The sequence below is a fragment of the Marinomonas vaga genome (assembly GCF_055388305.1).
This window is the reverse complement of sequence record NZ_AP043903.1, coordinates 351,130-368,596: the sequence shown is the minus strand read 5'-3', so window position 1 is coordinate 368,596 and position 17,467 is coordinate 351,130. Positions and strand designations below refer to the sequence as shown.

Below are 17,467 nucleotides of genomic sequence, written 5' to 3'. Positions count from 1 at the left end.
ACTTAATGACAGTTCAAACCGTTAAGATACTATCCGAGCTGGTGAACACACCAGTCGAGAAGCTATTGGCTCAGATGCAAGATGCTGGTCTGCCACAAAGAAGTGCAGACCAAGAAGTCTCTGATGTTGAGAAGCAAATCCTGCTAAACTATCTGAAACGCCAACACGGTGATTCAGAAGAAGGTGATGCAGGTCAGCGTATTACCCTGCAGCGTCGTACAAAAAGTACGCTTTCTGCTGGCGGTGCTGGAAAAACAGTCAATGTGGCTGTGAAAAAGAAACGAACTTATGTTAAACGTGATAATGCCGAAGATGAGTTGCAGCGCCAGCAAGAACAAGCTGCTGCACAACGTGAGGTAGAAGAAAAAGCACGTATCGAGGCGGAACGTGCTCGCGAAGAAGAACTTGCGAGACAGGAAGCAGAGAAGGCAGCCAAAGCGAAAGCAGAAGCTGAAGAATTAGCTCGACAAGAAGCACAGCGTAAACAAGCAGAGCGTGATGCTGCAGAGCGAGCTGCAAAGCAAACGGAGCAAAACGACTCCGATATGGGAGCGGATACACTCGTGGAAACACCAAAAGAGACTAAGACCAATCGTAAGGTGTCTCAACCTGAAGGCGAAAGCAAAACCAGTGCTCCAGCGCCTAAAGGTAAAAAATCACCGCCAAGAAGCGACCGTGAAAAAGACAAGCCTCGTGGTCGTCAGAACGATCAGAAACGTGGCCGCGTTTCGCTAAACGGTGATGAAGAATTCTCTCGTCGCGGTGGCAAGCGTAAGCTTAAAAAGCCAGCAGTGAAACAAGAGCATGGATTCCAAAAGCCGACGGCACCAATCGTCCATGAAGTTGCACTGCCTGAAAGCATCACAGTCGCTGAACTTGCTGAGAAAATGTCTATCAAGGCAGCCGAAGTGATCAAGGTGATGTTTAAGATGGGCGCTATGGCGACTATCAACCAAACGATCGACCGAGACACAGCAACCCTAGTGGTTGAAGAAATGGGTCACACGGTTAAGTACATTGACGAAAACGCCCTAGAAAATGACATGATCGATGCCATCGATTATGAGGGTGAAGAAATCAAGCGTGCACCAGTGGTTACCGTAATGGGCCACGTTGACCATGGTAAAACATCTTTACTTGACTACATCCGTACTACTCGCGTTGCAGCGGGTGAATCTGGTGGTATCACACAGCACATTGGTGCTTACCACGTTGAAACAGATCACGGTATGGTCAGCTTCTTGGATACACCTGGACACGCGGCATTTACGGCAATGCGTGCACGTGGTGCGCAAGCAACGGATATCGTTATCCTAGTGTGTGCGGCAGACGACGGCGTAATGCCACAAACCATCGAAGCCATCCAGCACTCTCGTGCAGCGGGTGTTCCGATTGTTGTTGCGATCACTAAGTGTGACAAGCCATCTGCTGATCTAGATAAAGTGCGTAACGAATTGGTTGCACAGGAAGTTGTTCCAGAAGAATGGGGTGGCGACATTCAGTTCGTAGAAGTTTCTGCGAAAACTGGCCAAGGTATTGATGAACTTCTTGAAGCGATTCTTTTGCAAGCGGAAGTACTTGAATTGACGGCTGTACCAAGTGCACCAGGTAAAGGTGTAGTGGTTGAATCCCGCCTAGACCGTGGACGTGGTTCCGTAGCAACCGTACTTGTTCAAAACGGTACTCTACGTAAAGGTGACATCGTTCTTGCAGGCCTAAACATGGGCCGCGTACGTGCGTTACTAGATGAAAACGGTAAAGCGGTTGAGTCTGCTGGTCCTGCTATCCCAGTCGAGATTCTTGGCCTAGACGGTACACCAGAAGCGGGTGAAGAATTCATCGTTGTTGCTGATGAACGTAAAGCCCGTGAAGTAGCGAACTTCCGTCAAGGTAAGTACCGTGAAGTGCGTTTTGCTCGTCAACACTCCGCTAAGCTTGAAAACATGTTCTCTGAAATGGGCAAAGACGAAGTCAGCACATTGAACATCGTATTGAAAGCAGACGTACGTGGTTCCCTAGAAGCACTGATCAAGTCTTTGACTGATCTAAGTACTGATGAAGTAAAAGTGAACGTAGTGTCCAGCGGTGTTGGTGGTATCACTGAAACTGACGCGACCCTAGCACTGGCTTCTCAAGCAGTAATCTTCGGTTTCAACGTTCGTGCAGACAGCTCAGCGAAGCAATTCATCGAGCGTGAAAACGTTGATCTACGTTACTACAGCGTTATCTACAACATCATTGACGACGTGAAACAAGCCTTGTCTGGTATGTTGACGCCAGATCTACGTGAAGAGATCGTTGGTACAGCAGAAGTACGTGACGTATTCCGTTCGCCTAAATTCGGTCTGGTTGCAGGCTGTATGGTTATCGAGGGTACGGTTTACCGTAACGAGAAAATCCGTGTCCTACGTGACAACGTGGTAATCTACGAAGGTGAACTAGAATCCCTACGTCGCTTCAAAGACGCAGTTAACGACGTCCGTCAAGGTATGGAATGTGGTATCGGCGTTAAGAACTACAACGACGTGAAAGAAGGCGACAAAATCGAGGTCTTCAAGACAATCGAAGTCGCTCGTTCACTTTAATATAGGGTATCAAAATGGCAGGCGAATTCAGTCGTACTAGTCGTATTGGTGATCAGCTCCAAAAGGAGCTGGCATCCCTTATACAGTTTGAAGTGAAAGATCCACGTTTGGGCATGGTGACGATTAACGAAGTACGCGTTGCGAAAGATCTAGGGTATGCGGATATTTACTACACCGTACTTGGATTGGACGACAACGCGGAACGCTTGGCTGAAAACCAAGCGGCACTGGACAGTGCTAAAAACTTCCTGCGTCACCGTCTTGCGAAAGAAGTGAAGTTGCGCATTATGCCGCACCTGCGTTTCCACTACGACACCAGTGTTGTCAACGGTGCGCGCATGTCGGCATTGATCGACCAAGCGCTTCGTAAGGACCAAAAGAACCAAGATTCAGAAGAAGAGTAAGTACTGACCATGGGCAAAACGCAATGGCGCGCCATTGATGGCGTTGTTCTATTAAATAAGCCTTTGGGACTCAGCTCGAATCAAGCGTTACAAAAAGTTCGTCGTGTGTTCCGTGCTGCTAAAGCCGGACACACGGGCGCACTTGATCCCCTCGCAACTGGTATGCTGCCCCTTTGTCTGGGTGAGGCGACCAAATTTTCCCAATTTCTTCTTGATGCGGACAAGCGATACATTACCTGTATTGAGCTTGGTATTCGTACAACAACCGGTGATAAAGAAGGTGAAGAGCTTAGCAACGAGCCTGTGCCTCAATTATCGGATGAAGAACTGGAAGCGCTGTTGGATTCGTTTCGTGGCAATATCGAACAAGTTCCGCCGATGTATTCGGCCCTAAAGCATGAAGGCAAGCCCCTGTACGAGTATGCACGTAAAGGCATCACCATTGAGCGCAAACGTCGCGCCGTTGTGATTTCTAATTTAACCGTGCTAGAGCGAACAGAGAATACTCTAACCTTAGATATCAGCTGCTCCAAAGGGACTTATATACGTACCATTGGAGAAGACATTGGCGAGGCTCTAGGCTGCGGTGCGCACCTTAAAACCCTGCATCGAGTGTCGACCGCGGGTTACAACCCGGAAGACATGCTCACTATTGAAGCGTTTGAGGCGCTAGCTGAGCAAGGGGAGCCAGAGCTGGATAAGCACCTTATGGGTGCCGACACAGCGGTATTGCACTTGCCTGAAATTGTCATGTCTTTGCAAGAATCTAAAGATATTGTATTTGGGCGACTGCTTAACGACACCCGTGGTTTGCCAGAAGGGCAATTAATGCGCCTTTACGTCACCGAATCAAATGCCTTCTTGGGCCTTGGTGAAGTGAAAAATGGTAAAATTAAGCCACATAGATTAGTAAATACCAGTGAGTTAGCGCGCAACTAGTGTTATAATTCACGACCCTAGGATGACTGGAAATATGCTCGGCCACCCTGGATTCTTTTATAAGCATATTAATTCGGAGATTATGATTATGGCATTATCTGCAGAAGCAAAAGCAGCATTGGTTGCAGAGTTTCAAACTAAAGAAGGCGACACTGGTTCACCAGAAGTTCAAGTTGCATTGCTAACTAAGAACATCGAAGGTCTACAAGGTCACTTCAAAGATCACAAAGGCGATCACCATTCTCGCCGCGGTCTTATCCGCATGGTTAACCAACGTCGTAAGTTGTTGGACTACCTTAAGCGTAAAGACGCAGCACGTTACACTAGCTTGATCAAAAAGCTAGGTCTACGTCGCTAAGACCGAAGAGGGGCCATAGAAAATCTATGGCCCTTTTTTTCTTATAGGCCTCCCAGGGGACAGCCTGTACTTCAAATGTGTTTTTGACCTGATGTTAAGGTCCTAAAACAGAACACATCTGAGTACTGGCTAACAAAGAATGTCTTTGGGAGAAAGTTACAAAAAATTAAGTAAGGAATACGAGTGAGTATTACGACTAAAACGTTCCAATACGGAGCACATGAAGTAACACTAGAAACTGGCCGTATCGCACGTCAAGCGACTGGTGCAGTACTTTGTACTATGGGCGACGCGCAAGTGCTTGCTACCGTTGTTGGCGCTAAAAGCGCAAAAGACGGCCAAGACTTCTTCCCGCTTTCTGTACATTACCAAGAACGTACTTACGCAGTAGGTAAAATCCCTGGTGGTTTCCTAAAGCGTGAAGGCCGTCCTTCTGAAAAAGAAACCCTAACGTCTCGTTTGATCGACCGTCCGATTCGTCCACTGTTCCCGAAAGGCTTCATGAACGAAGTACAAGTGGTTTGTACGGTTATGTCTACTAACACAGACCTAGATGCAGACATCCCAGCGATGCTTGCAACCTCTGCTGCGTTGGCGATTTCTGGTATCCCATTCAACGGTCCTATCGGTGCAGCACGCGTTGGTTTCAACGACGAGTCTGGCTACGTATTGAACCCAAGCAACTCTGAATTGACTGAGTCTCTACTAGACATGGTCGTTGCGGGTACTAAAGACGCAGTGCTAATGGTTGAGTCTGAAGCACAAGAGCTGACAGAAGACGAAATGCTAGGTGCAGTACTTTACGCACACAAAGAAATGCAAACGGCTATCGCAACCATCAACGACTTCGCAGCAGAAGCTGGCAAGCCTCGTTGGGAATGGTCTGCAGAGCAAGCCAATGCTGACCTTGTTGAAACCGTTAAACTAGGTTTCGCAGCACAAATCGAAGAAGCTTACACAATCAGCGACAAAATGGACCGTTACGCGAAATTGGGCGAAGTGCGCGAAGCCGCAATTGCTCAGCTTGTAACAGAAGAAGGCCCATACTCTGAAGCAGACGTGACAGGCGTATTCGGCAAGCTAGAGAAAAACATCGTGCGTCGTCGTGTTATCGATGGCAAACCACGTATCGACGGCCGTGACAACAAAACTGTTCGTGGCATCAACGTTGAAGTGGGCATGCTTAAGAAAACTCACGGTTCTGCGTTGTTCACACGTGGTGAAACGCAAGCCATCGCGACTTGTACTTTGGGTACAAGCCGTGACGCTCAGATCGCTGACGGTCTAGCGGGTGAGTCTAAAGACAGCTTCATGTTGCACTACAACTTCCCTCCTTATTCTGTAGGTGAGTGTGGTCGTATGGGCGGTGTTGGTCGTCGTGAAATCGGTCACGGTCGTCTAGCGCGCCGTGGTGTTCAGGCGGTACTTCCTTCTGAAGAAGAATTCCCATACACCATCCGTGTGGTATCTGAGATCACTGAATCTAACGGTTCAAGCTCTATGGCCTCTGTGTGTGGCGCGTCTCTGTCTATGATGGATGCGGGTGTTCCTCTTAAAGCACCGGTTGCGGGTATCGCAATGGGTCTTGTTAAAGAAGAAGACGGCTTTGCAGTCCTAACTGACATCCTAGGTGACGAAGACCACCTTGGTGACATGGACTTTAAAGTAGCGGGTACTGAAGAAGGTATCACAGCACTTCAAATGGACATTAAGATCGAAGGTATCAACGAAGAGATCATGGACATCGCTCTTTCTCAAGCGATGGAAGCACGTAAGCACATCCTACGTGAAATGGCTCTAGTAATTGGTTACGCTCGTCCAGAGGTGTCTCCAAACGCACCATCTATGGCTACGATCAAAATCGATCCTGATAAGATCCGTGAAGTAATCGGTAAAGGCGGCGCAACCATCCGTTCTATCACCGAAGACACTGGCGCTTCTATCGACCTAGACGACGACGGTACAGTACGTATCTACGCACCAGATAAAACAGCATCTGATGCAGCACTGCTACGTATCCATGAGATCACTGCAGAAGCAGAAGTGGACAAACTTTACCAAGGTAAAGTCGTACGCCTAGCGGAATTCGGTGCATTCGTGAACATCCTTCCAGGCAAAGACGGCCTAGTTCACATCTCTCAAATCGCTGAAGAACGCATCCGTGCTGTTGCAGACGTACTAGAAGAAGGCCAAGACGTAATCGTTAAGGTACTAGACGTAGATGCACGTGGTCGTATCAAACTGTCTATGAAAGAAGTAACAGAAGAAGAAAAAGCAGCATTCGTAGCTGGTTAATCTTCTAACTTCTCGTTAGATCCTAAAAAGGAGCACCTCGGTGCTCCTTTTTTAATGCCTGCGGTTTTTAGAAAGGGGGTAAGATCTCCTAGATCATACCTCTCCAGATCTCCAAAACCTGCTAAACTCCCTTCCTACCCAAATCAGGAATTCCCAATGAGCCAACCCAATAACCCATTACACGGTCTGTCACTAGAAAAGATACTAACACATCTAGTCGAGCATTACGGCTGGGATGGCCTATACGACCGTGTCCGTGTGAACTGTTTTTCTAATGACCCTTCGATTAAATCTTCCCTAAAATTTCTGCGTAAAACGCAGTGGGCGAGGGATAAGGTGGAAGCGCTGTATATTGAAACGTTTAGCGGTTGATTCTCGTTATTCCCAAATCACATCCGCTTCATCTTCAATGGCGGCTTTGAGCATGTCGATCAAAGGAATGGCCCGATGGGCAAGGCTGACAGATGGCTCGTTTTGCTCGTCGTCTTCATCTGTAGAGCTCTGTTGAGCAGCTGTTTCTTTGTAGCGTGAGAGGGCGCTTTGCAATCGCTTTAATGCGTCTGGTACGTTTTCCGCAGTGATGGCTCCGGGAATCGCATTGCCGCTCCCCATCATCTGGATTAATTGCTGAGCAACGGAGCCAAACATGGTGATGTTGGCGCAAGCTTGGCATTTAAAAACGATCAACATGGCTCACCCTCTGATTGATGGAATCATTATAGTGTAGGGGAAAATGGATTATTGAGTATCCGTCATCCACTCTTGGAAGGCTTTCTGATCTTCTGCTGAAGCACGGTTATACCAGAGTTTCAGCATATCCAAGGCTTCTGTCTTTGCTTGTTCTTTGTCTGCCGCTTTTGCAGTAACAGAGGGGGCTTGATAGGTTTGAGTGAATGCGCGAATTTCGTCTTTGTAATCTCGAAACATCTGTGCCCCAGGTTGAGTGGGTAGCATGTGCATGTCGTAATTTAACGCCTCGCCACTGTCCTTATGAATGAGTGTGAACTCAGGGGATTCTGCGAATTTGGCTGCGTCATTTTTGCGGAATAAATGGGGGGCTTCTAAAAGGATGTTGTCATCCTGTGCCACTGTGATGTCGAGGATGATGGGCTCAGACTGGAAACGATCCGCGTCTGCACCACCTCCAATACGGTCATTGTAACGTACAACTAGTTGGCGTTTGCCTGGTTCCAGTTCGGCTTTGAAGTCGCCCCCAAGATTGCCGGTGCTTTCCAGATCTACGTACATGATCTCAAAGTTGCGTGGCACTTCAAATGTGGCCGCCGTTGTGGAAACACTCGTGATACCCAACAAGACACCCATCAATACAACACCCGAACGTACACCCACTTTCCTGTCTCCTTAACCGTAAAACTGCGTCATTCTTTAAGTAGACGTAACCTAGCATAAAGTCGTGGGTGTTGAACTTGTCCTAACGTTTTGCTGAAGGGATATACTTTGTTTTGCCTCAATGTGGTGGATGGCTATATCAGTACACGGACCAACCTATATGTTTACTCATGGATTCTAATGCAGCCACCCCAGCACAGGAGTTACCCACCTTGTTTAAGGCTGGAGACCAAACACAGATAGAAAAGCGTCCTGGGACGATGGCAACGATGCCGCCGCCCACACCACTTTTACCGGGTAAACCTACCTGAAAGGCGAAATGGCCCGCTTCATCATACATGCCACTGGTTGCCATGAGGGCGTTGACTTGCCTTGCTTCCTCTTCTGAAATCACTTGCTCCTGACTGATGGTGCAATAGCCCTTATTCGCAAGGAAGTTAAACGCTTTGGCCAAATCCACACAGCTCATGCGTAGGGCGCAATTGGCGAAGTAGCTTTTTAAGACGTCTTCGACTTCGTTTTCAAAGTTGCCGTTTGATTTCATTAAGTAGGCCATGGCGGCGTTGCGATGGCGAAATTCGTATTCGGAGTCTGCCACCTGTAGGTCCGTTTTGATCTCAGGATTACCTGAGATGCGGCGTACGAACTCACTCATGGCATAGTGTGGCGACGCAAAGCGGGACTGGTTCATATCGCTGATCACCAATGCCCCAGCGTTGATAAAAGGGTTACGGGGAATGCCGTGTTCGTACTCTAGTTGCACCAGTGAATTGAAGGGTAGTCCCGATGGCTCTCTGCCAACCCGTTGCCACATGTCCTTGCCATAGTGCTTCATGGCCAAGGTGAGACTAAAGACCTTAGAAATACTCTGGATCGAAAATGGCGTGTCTGCATCACCAATTTGATACAGGTCTCCCTCGTTGCTAAAAATGGCAATGCCGAATTGGTTTGGGTCTACACTGGCCAGTGCTGGAATGTAGTCAGCGACTTTGCCTTTTCCCATTAGAGGTTTAACGTCTTCGAAGATCTTGCTGAGGAGTGCTTGCATGGGGAGCCTTATTGTTCTGGCGTTATTATTTTGGGGGAAGATTGTGCCAGAATCTCTAGAAAACCAAAAAGAAATTTATCAAGCAGGGGGGAGGGGAACATCGCCACCTATTTCAGCTGCTGGGCCAGAGCCAACCATAGTATTGTTGGCTCTGGCCTAGCATTTGAAAGAGGTTGGTTTTACTTGCCCCCGTTTTGGTGATTAGGTATTGCTGCTTTAAACAATATGGCGCTTTCCCAACATATTAGATGCTGGCTATGTCAGAGCGTTTCTTAAATACAATGTAAAAAAAGCAAGAAAAATATAAGCCAATGACCAGAGCGCCGACCCATTGAATGCGAAGAAAGTCGAGCTGGAACAGCAGGGTTAGCGTGCACATCACGACAAAGTTTCCGGCAATGTAAGGGATTAGGCCGAAACGTTTCACGGTGATGTTCAAGTTGTCTGTATACAACCGAATTAACGAATCTAAAGAGTTTATCACCATCAATATACCCACAGTGACCATCATAATTTTGATGAACCCCGCAATGTGAAGGCTTTCAATATGATAGTGATAGAGGATCGTAAACCAGATGCCAATTGCAATCGATGGAAAGACCATCATGGCTAACAGTAGCTGCCAAGTGCGAATGCCGCTAACAAAGCGTGCGGTGAACTGGCCAATCATGATGCTCCAAGAAAACCACCAGAAAAGGTAAAACGCGTGGTAGTCATTTAACGGCAACATAAACTGATAGATGTTTGTGAAGTAGTCACCGATAAGGCCTGCGTTGTTTAGGAAGTCCTCAGGGTTTCCGTTATCGGTTAGGTAAGCGCGGAACCACATGATAATGATTAACGCGATAAAGAGAATGCTCGAGCCTAAACTGAGCAGTCTTAGCAACTTCATACTGCTGCTTGAGAACACTGCAAGCGCAATGGAAGCAAATACAATCCAATAGAAGCTGGAGACTACTGATTCTCCATCACCGATTTGAGGCAGATACCAAGGCAGGTTTACTAGCAGTAGGTAAGCGGTGAAGGCACAAGTGCCGATAATGACAATATTGTTGACTAACTTAACGATTGGGATTTCAAAGAATTGAACTTTTGGTTCGATCACACAAAAGTAAAAGCAGGTTAAGAAATAGAATCCCCAGATTAAAAATGCCCAATAACCGAATTCGATAGCGAGTGGGTTGGCGAAGCTGTATTCAGGATTTTCCGTTAGATTCGCGTAACCCCCAAACTCCGTTAATGGGAACATGATTAATCCGACATCAAGTCCTGAGGTGAACAAGATTGCGATAAAAACAAGGGTGCTGACAGGGGTTATCCCAACGCACTTTTTGTTCCACCATTTTAGGAGAATCACTGCTATAGCAGCGAAAGAGAATATTAGGCCCGACGATAAAAGGAAATTCATACACCTTCCGATTTTTTTTAATTAAACGTTTAATTAATAAAAATCCTATAGGATAAGCGGATGCTTTTCAAATGTGTAAAGAAATTGTCTTGTCTCTAGCTCTACTTTCTATGCATGCCTGAGGTTTGAAGTGAGCCGAATCCTCAATGGAAAAGCCAGTATTTATCATGACGACTAATAACCAGAAAATATGGGTGTAGTATGGGTTTGGGATAAAACTAAATGCAGACTCTTAGCCTGCGAGCAAGTAAAATTCATCTCCTTTTCAAGGTGCGAACCTCTGCAAAATGTGGGTTGGTTCGTATTCTCTTTTAATAGAAAGATCAAAGTATATGTCCTCTATAACTTCTCTCAAAGCCGTAGTGATTGGCGCAGGCCCAGCAGGTTTAATGGCTGCTGAGCAGTTAGCCAAGCAACAGATTCCAGTTACCGTGTATGATGCCATGCCATCCGTCGGTCGGAAGTTCTTACGGGCTGGGATCGGTGGTCTTAACCTCACCCATTCTGAAGGCAAGCCTGCTTTTATAAATCGATATCAACCTCGCGAGGCAGTGGCCCCTTGGTTAGACGTATTTGATAGTGAAGATTTAGTGCAGTGGGCAAAAGAGCTAGGTGTGGAGACGTTTGTGGGGAGCTCTGGTCGAGTCTTTCCTACCCAGAAAAAAGCGGCGCCTCTATTACGTGCTTGGCTAAAGCGTCTCAAAGAGTCGGGTGTCACCATAGAGACACGCCATCGATGGTTGGGGTGGAATGATCAGGGAGACTTGAGAATCCAGTCGCCTATGGAAGAGTTAACCGTTCGATCCCAGGTGGTTATTTTTGCATTGGGAGGCGGGAGTTGGGCCCGATTGGGCTCTGATGGACATTGGTTATCTGTCTTTGAAAAGCATGGGGTCGATTGTCAGCCGTTTCGCCCGAGTAATTGTGGCTTTAATTACCCATGGTCAGATACGTTTAAGCAAGAACAAGGCGGTCAGCCTCTTAAAGGCGTTGTGTTGACTTGTGGTGAACACACTAAGAAGGGCGATGCTACCTTGTCTCACTATGGGGTGGAAGGAAGCTTGATTTATGGCTTGTCAGCTCCTATTCGTGATGCCATTGAATTGGCTGGGGAAGCGTTAGTTCATTGGGATTTGTTGCCTGATCTGTCCCTTGATGAGATCCGTGCTAAGTTGAAAAAACGTCGTGCGAAAGATTCCCTGTCCAACGTGTTGAGAAAGCAGCTTTCTCTTTCCGGTGGTAAATTGGCTTTGCTTAAAGCCCTGATCACGAAAGAACAAATGCAAGATCTGGAAACATTACCAGCGCTCTTAAAGCATCTTCCCCAACGCTTACAAAGCTGTCGTCCAATTGATGAAGCGATCAGCACAGCAGGGGGTATTACCATGGACTCCTTGAATGACGAGCTCATGATAAAAGCCATGCCGGGAACATTTTGCATCGGTGAAATGCTGGACTGGGATGCGCCCACAGGGGGCTATTTGCTGACAGCCTGCTATGCCAGTGGTTTGGTAGCTGGAAAGGGGGCTGTGGACTATTTGAAGAATGCCTCCTCAGGGACTGAAAACATCCTGTAAAAGCGGTTAAACGAGCCCAACCGATTGCTTGCGACAGGTTACACTTGGGTAATCTGTTGCAAAAATGAGTTCCAACTATGAAAACCTTCTTCCTTGCGTGTTTTACCCTAGTATTAAGCGGCTGCGCTAGCTTGTCCCAGTACTCGGCCTATTCCGTGTCGAACAGTGAATTAGAGCAGGTGCTAGACAGTCAATTAGGGGCGCTACAGGCGAAATCTGACCTAGCTGGTATTCCTCTGACGCTGTCGGTAGATGATATGAAGGTGAACATCGGCCCAGAGGGGCGAGATGTGGTGCAACTTGGCACGTTTGCCACAGCGAATATGAAGGTGCTGGGGTTTGAATACCCGGCGAAGCTGGCACTTGAATTAGAAGGCACGCCCTATTATGACAGCGACAAAAAAGCCATCTTTGTACGTTCTCTGGCGTTATTAAATAGCTCTGTGGAAGCTGGGGGCTACAAGGGCAATTTGGCGCCCGTTAGCGATCAAGTCATGGCTCTGTTGAATCAATATTTAGACACTCATCCTGTGTATACCTTAGATACCAGTGATACGGCCGTTCGGCTGCTGACGAGTGTGCCTTTGGACTTGACCATCGAGCAAGGCAAGCTCACTTTGAAGCCCTAATCGGTGAACTAAACTATCTTAACCTCTCTTAATTACTAAATATTTCATGTGCTCTAGGTCAGTGTTAATTTAGCCGCGATTCGAATAGCTAATACCTGTGTATCTCTGAGTACAGGGTGTTCTAGAAGGCTTATCCACAATGCTTTTGCTGGCATGGGGTAGGCCTTTTCTTATTGTTATCTCCGCTTAAAACAGATCTTAGAGCCAATCATTATGAATAAAGTCAAACTAGCCTTGCTGACCGCTATGGTAAGCATTGCTAACGTGTTTACCCCTGTCCAAGCCAATGAAGAACCTGTTGATGTGCTGCTAATTGGTGGTGGCATCATGAGCTCAACTCTTGGTACTTATTTACAAGAGCTAGAGCCAAACTGGACCATTACCATGGTGGAGCGTTTGGGGGGTGTTGCTAAAGAAAGCTCCAATGGCTGGAACAATGCGGGCACGGGGCACTCGGCACTCATGGAGCTGAATTACACCCCTGAAATGCCAGACGGTAGTATCAATGTGGACAAGGCGATCAAGGTTAACGAAGCCTTCCAAATCAGCCGTCAGTTTTGGGCGTATCAGGTCAACCAGGGTGCTATGCATGACCCTGAATCCTTTATCCGTACCGTAAATCACATGAGCTTTGTGTGGGGTGACAAAAACGTTAACTTCCTACGCAAACGCTATGCCGAATTGCAAAAGCACACCTTATTCCAAAGTATGGACTACAGCGAAGATCCGCAGCAGATTGCTGAATGGGCACCGCTGCTGATGGAAGGTCGTGATCCAAACCAGCTGGTTGCGGCAACTCACTCGGTATTGGGTACAGACGTTAACTTTGGTGAAGTGACTCGTCAGTTAGTAGAAAATCTAAAAACCAAAGATAACTTCGATCTTCAGCTTCATTCTGAAGTCCGCGGCTTAGAGCAAAATGCGGACAAGACTTGGACTGTGACCATTGCAGATTTGGCCAACGGTGAAGCAGAGCGTACGGTAAACGCTAAGTTCGTTTTCATCGGTGCAGGCGGTGCATCATTGCCGTTGCTGCAAGCATCTGGCATCCCTGAAGGTAAGGTCTATGGTGGTTTCCCTGTGGGTGGCCAGTTCCTAGTGACGGAAAACCCAGAAGTGGTGAAGCAACACGTTAATAAAGCCTACGGACAAGCGGAAGTCGGTGCACCACCAATGTCTGTGCCCCACTTGGATGCTCGCCGTATTGATGGCAAAGAAGTTTTGCTATTTGGCCCATTTGCGACCTTCTCAACTAAGTTTTTGAAAAATGGCTCCTTATGGGATCTGCTGGGCGCAACCACAACAGACAATGTGGTGCCTATGATGCAAGTTGGGTTGGACAACTTTAACTTGGTTCAGTATCTGATCGAACAAGTGATGCTGGATGATGAAGATCGTTTTGCAGAGTTGCAAAAATATTACCCAACAGCGAAGAAAGAAGACTGGCGCTTGCTGACAGCGGGTCAGCGCGTACAGATCATCAAAAAAGACCCTGAGCAGGGTGGTCGTTTGCAATTCGGTACGGAAGTAGTGTCATCAGCAGACGCAAGTCTTGCGGCTCTGTTAGGTGCGTCTCCGGGAGCTTCCACCGCAGCGCCAATCATGTTGAATGTCTTGGAACAGGTGTTTGCAGATAAGGTCGCTGGTGAATGGAATGGCAAACTTAAAGAAATCATTCCTTCTTACGGCACTCAGCTAAACGGCAATGTGTCAGCAACCAACCGTGAGTTGATCCGCACCAGTGAAGCTTTGAAACTGCATTTACCGCGCGCTCCTAAAACCGCTGCGCCAGCGGGAGATGAGTCGGTGACAATGCCAAAGCAGGATGACATTGCGAATATTGAGCTTTAGTTAGCTTCACTCGCTAAAGAGTCACTCTAAAAAGCCTCGCCAGTGAATGCTGAGCGGGGCTTTTTTGTCACAGTGGCAAAGTTCACCCATAAAAAAAGCCCTAACTCATTGAGTCAGGGCTTTTTAGTGTTGCTTACGCTGTCTTAATTAAGCTTGGCTTAAATTAAGCAACTGGCGTGATGGCGATGTCGCCGCCTTTCACGCTTAGGTCTTCGCTTGGTGGCGCGAAAGACGTTAGGTTGATACCTGCAACGGCTTCTTTGTACTCATCAAGAGAAGGGAAGCGGCCAAGGATACAAGATAGAACAACCATAGGTGTTGAACCTAGTAGTGATTCACCTTTCTTCTCAGCTGTATCTTCTACAACACGACCTTGGAATAAACGCGTAGACGTTGCTATTACAGTGTCACCAGGCGCTGCTTTCTCTTGGTTACCCATACATAGGTTACATCCAGGGCGCTCTAGGTACATGATGTTCTCGTATGATTTACGAGCCGCTTCTTTCGGGTTCACATCATCAAATTGGAAGCCAGAGTATTTCTCAAGCAATGCCCAATCGCCTTCTGCTTTTAGCTCATCAACGATGTTGTACGTTGGTGGCGCAACCACTAGAGGCGCTTTGAAAGTGATAGGTCCTTTCTTCTCAAGGTTACGAAGCATGGCAGCGATGATTTGCATATCACCTTTGTGCACCATACAAGAACCAACGAAACCTAGGTCAACTTTACGGCCATCGTAGTAAGAGGTCGGACGGATCACATCGTGGGTGTAGCGCTTAGACACGTCTTCGTTGTTTACGTCTGGGTCAGCAATCATTGGCTCATCGATTGCGTCTAGGTCAACAACCACTTCAGCGTAGTACTTAGCGTTGTCATCTGGAGCAAGTGCTGGTGCGTCGCCAGATTTGATTTCAGCGATACGCTTGTCAGCAAGATCGATTAGACCTTGAAGCATGTTTGCTGCGTTATCCATGCCTTTCTTGATCATGATCTGGATGCGAGACTTAGCAAGCTCTAGAGATTCGATCATTGTTTCATCAGTTGAGATACAGATCGAAGCTTTCGCTTTCATTTCTGCAGTCCAGTCTGTGAAGGTGAAGGCTTGGTCCGCAAGCAGTGTACCGATTTGTACTTCGATAACACGGCCTTGGAAGACGTTCTCGCCTTGGAACTGCTTCAACATCTGCGCTTGAGTCGCGTGTACGATGTCACGGAAGTCCATGTATGGCTTCATTTGGCCTTTGAACGTCACTTTTACAGACTCAGGGATTGGCATTTCTGCTTCACCTGTCGCTAGGGCAACGGCAACCGTACCAGAGTCCGCACCGAACGCTACACCCTTAGACATACGAGTGTGAGAGTCACCACCGATGATGATCGCACGATCGTCAACTGTGATGTCGTTCAGTACTTTGTGGATTACGTCGGTCATTGGCGCGTAAACGTTTTTAGGGTCACGTGCAGTGATAACACCGAAGTTGTTCATGAAAGACATTAGCTTAGGAATGTTTGCCTGAGCTTTCTTGTCCCATACTGACGCTGTGTGACAGCCTGACTGGTAAGCACCGTCAACAGTAGGAGAGATCACAGAAGCGGCCATAGACTCAAGCTCTTGGCAAGTCATTGGACCAGTTGTGTCTTGGGAACCTACGATGTTCACTTTAACGCGAACGTCAGAACCTGTGTGAAGTGGTGTTTTAGATTTCACACCTACCGCATTGCGGTTAAAGATTTTCTCTACTGCTGTTAGGCCTTGGCCTTCGTTAGAGATTTCTTTATTTTGTGCGTAAACCGCTGGTGTTTCGATACCTAGCGTTTCTGCTGCGAACGTTTGTAGTTTCTTACCGAATGTTACTGCGTAAGAACCACCGGCTTTCATGAATTCCACTTTTTGTGGAGTGAAAGAAGAGGATACGTCTACAAGCTCTTTGTCGCCGTTGTAAAGCTTCTTAGCTTTTGTATCGATGGTAAGAACGGTACCTGTTGCAACAGAGTAAGCTTCTTCTAGAACTGGATCGCCGTTTTCGTCACGTACAACGTTGCCACTTGCATCCGTTTTCTTAACCCAGTTTTTCAGGTCTAGACCGATACCGCCGGTTACACCAACTGTCGTTAGGAAGATTGGCGCGATACCGTTTGTACCTGCAACCACTGGACGGTTGTTAACAAATGGAATGTATGGAGAAGTCTTTTCACCTGCCCAAAGTGCAACGTTGTTCACGCCTGACATACGTGAAGAACCTACACCCATGGTGCCTTTCTCAGCGATCAGCATCACTTTGGCGTTTGGATGCTTTTTACCTAGCTCAACGATGTCTTTTTGAGCTTCTGGGCTGATCATGCAAAGGCCGTGTAGTTCACGGTCTGCACGTGAGTGAGACTGGTTACCAGGAGATAGCAAGTCGGTAGAGATATCACCTTCTGCTGCGATGTAAGTCACAACGTCGATTTTCTCTGGGATGTCGTCAAGCTTAGTGAAGAACTCAGCTTTCGCGTAGCTTTCTAGAAGCTCTTTAGCAATGGCGTTGCCAGCTTTGTAAGCAGCAGATAGACGATCGTAGTCAGCGTCGTATAGGAATACTTGAGACTTAAGTACTTCCCCCGCAGCGGCTGCTTGAGCGTGGTCAGACAGTGCTACGTCTAGAAGTGCTGCGACAGATGGGCCGCCTTTCATGTGAGAAAGCTGCTCTAGTGCGAACTCAGGAGAGATCTCTGCAACCACTTCGTTGCCTAGTACGATCTCTTTTAGAAATGCTGATTTTACAACGGCTGCTGGGGTTGTACCTGGCAGAGTGTTGTAGATGAAGAAGTTTAGAGACTCTTCACGGTGCTCGTTTGCCGTATCTTTGATTTGATCAATGATTTCAGACAGCAACTCAGCGCCATCGATTGGTTTTGGGGCAAGGCCCAGGTCCTTTTTACGAACCTCAATTTCTTGTAGGTAATCAGTATATAAACTCATAGCGCCAAATTTCTCTCTCAAATCTAGTTTTGGTCAAGTATCAAGATATTAAAAAGCCGCG

General features: G+C 47.3%; 15 protein-coding genes. 10 read left to right on the top strand and 5 right to left on the bottom strand.

Going from position 1 to position 17,467, the window contains the following annotated elements; genetic code table 11:
• Window positions 1-5: 5 nt before the first annotated feature.
• From infB to ACZ5DR_RS01670, 6 genes are all read left to right on the top strand, one after another.
• Complete coding sequence (gene infB / locus ACZ5DR_RS01695; protein ID WP_377364497.1) at window positions 6-2,585, top strand: translation initiation factor IF-2; 2,580 nt, start codon at window positions 6-8, stop codon at window positions 2,583-2,585.
• 14 nt (window positions 2,586-2,599) lie between these two features.
• Window positions 2,600-2,989 (top strand): 30S ribosome-binding factor RbfA, encoded by a 390-nt coding sequence (gene rbfA, locus ACZ5DR_RS01690; protein ID WP_377364499.1) that lies wholly within the window; start codon window positions 2,600-2,602, stop codon window positions 2,987-2,989.
• 9 nt (window positions 2,990-2,998) lie between these two features.
• Complete coding sequence (gene truB, locus ACZ5DR_RS01685) at window positions 2,999-3,928, top strand: tRNA pseudouridine(55) synthase TruB (RefSeq protein ID WP_377364501.1); 930 nt, start codon at window positions 2,999-3,001, stop codon at window positions 3,926-3,928.
• 88 nt (window positions 3,929-4,016) lie between these two features.
• Window positions 4,017-4,286, top strand: coding sequence for a 30S ribosomal protein S15 (rpsO, locus tag ACZ5DR_RS01680; protein ID WP_377364503.1), 270 nt, complete (start codon window positions 4,017-4,019; stop codon window positions 4,284-4,286).
• A gap of 183 nt (window positions 4,287-4,469) precedes the next feature.
• Complete coding sequence (gene pnp / locus ACZ5DR_RS01675; RefSeq protein ID WP_377364506.1) at window positions 4,470-6,581, top strand: polyribonucleotide nucleotidyltransferase; 2,112 nt, start codon at window positions 4,470-4,472, stop codon at window positions 6,579-6,581.
• Between the two features lie 156 nt (window positions 6,582-6,737).
• Entirely contained in the window at window positions 6,738-6,953 is a 216-nt protein-coding gene (locus ACZ5DR_RS01670) for a VF530 family protein (RefSeq protein ID WP_377364508.1), read from the top strand.
• Window positions 6,954-6,959: 6 nt separating this feature from the next.
• Here ACZ5DR_RS01670 and ACZ5DR_RS01665 read toward each other — a convergent pair whose 3' ends face one another.
• The 3 genes from ACZ5DR_RS01665 to glsB form a co-directional block, all read right to left on the bottom strand.
• Window positions 6,960-7,271, bottom strand: a complete 312-nt coding sequence (locus tag ACZ5DR_RS01665; protein ID WP_377364510.1) for a DUF1840 domain-containing protein — start codon at window positions 7,269-7,271, stop codon at window positions 6,960-6,962.
• A 48-nt stretch (window positions 7,272-7,319) separates the two neighbouring features.
• Window positions 7,320-7,931 (bottom strand): YccT family protein, encoded by a 612-nt coding sequence (locus ACZ5DR_RS01660; RefSeq protein WP_377364512.1) that lies wholly within the window; start codon window positions 7,929-7,931, stop codon window positions 7,320-7,322.
• Between the two features lie 139 nt (window positions 7,932-8,070).
• Complete coding sequence (gene glsB, locus ACZ5DR_RS01655) at window positions 8,071-8,979, bottom strand: glutaminase B (RefSeq protein ID WP_377364514.1); 909 nt, start codon at window positions 8,977-8,979, stop codon at window positions 8,071-8,073.
• Here glsB and ACZ5DR_RS01650 point away from each other — a divergent pair.
• The gene (locus ACZ5DR_RS01650) at window positions 8,978-9,139 is read left to right on the top strand and encodes a hypothetical protein (RefSeq protein WP_377364516.1); all 162 of its coding nucleotides are present in this window, start codon (window positions 8,978-8,980) and stop codon (window positions 9,137-9,139) included. The genes glsB and ACZ5DR_RS01650 overlap by 2 nt on opposite strands.
• An 84-nt stretch (window positions 9,140-9,223) precedes the next feature.
• Here the strand turns inward: ACZ5DR_RS01650 and ACZ5DR_RS01645 are convergent, their stop codons facing one another.
• Window positions 9,224-10,228 (bottom strand): BCCT family transporter, encoded by a 1,005-nt coding sequence (locus ACZ5DR_RS01645; RefSeq protein WP_377364518.1) that lies wholly within the window; start codon window positions 10,226-10,228, stop codon window positions 9,224-9,226.
• A gap of 491 nt (window positions 10,229-10,719) precedes the next feature.
• On the opposite strand from ACZ5DR_RS01645, the gene ACZ5DR_RS01640 reads away from it, so the two are divergent.
• From ACZ5DR_RS01640 to mqo, 3 genes are all read left to right on the top strand, one after another.
• Window positions 10,720-11,964, top strand: a complete 1,245-nt coding sequence (locus ACZ5DR_RS01640) for a TIGR03862 family flavoprotein (RefSeq protein WP_377364520.1) — start codon at window positions 10,720-10,722, stop codon at window positions 11,962-11,964.
• Window positions 11,965-12,041: 77 nt separating this feature from the next.
• Window positions 12,042-12,593 (top strand): YceB family lipoprotein, encoded by a 552-nt coding sequence (locus tag ACZ5DR_RS01635; RefSeq protein ID WP_377364522.1) that lies wholly within the window; start codon window positions 12,042-12,044, stop codon window positions 12,591-12,593.
• 213 nt (window positions 12,594-12,806) lie between these two features.
• On the top strand, window positions 12,807-14,444 hold the full coding sequence (mqo, locus tag ACZ5DR_RS01630; protein ID WP_377364524.1) for a malate dehydrogenase (quinone): 1,638 nt from the start codon (window positions 12,807-12,809) through the stop codon (window positions 14,442-14,444).
• Between the two features lie 163 nt (window positions 14,445-14,607).
• Here the strand turns inward: mqo and ACZ5DR_RS01625 are convergent, their stop codons facing one another.
• Window positions 14,608-17,406, bottom strand: coding sequence for a bifunctional aconitate hydratase 2/2-methylisocitrate dehydratase (locus tag ACZ5DR_RS01625; protein ID WP_377364526.1), 2,799 nt, complete (start codon window positions 17,404-17,406; stop codon window positions 14,608-14,610).
• Window positions 17,407-17,467: the final 61 nt, after the last annotated feature.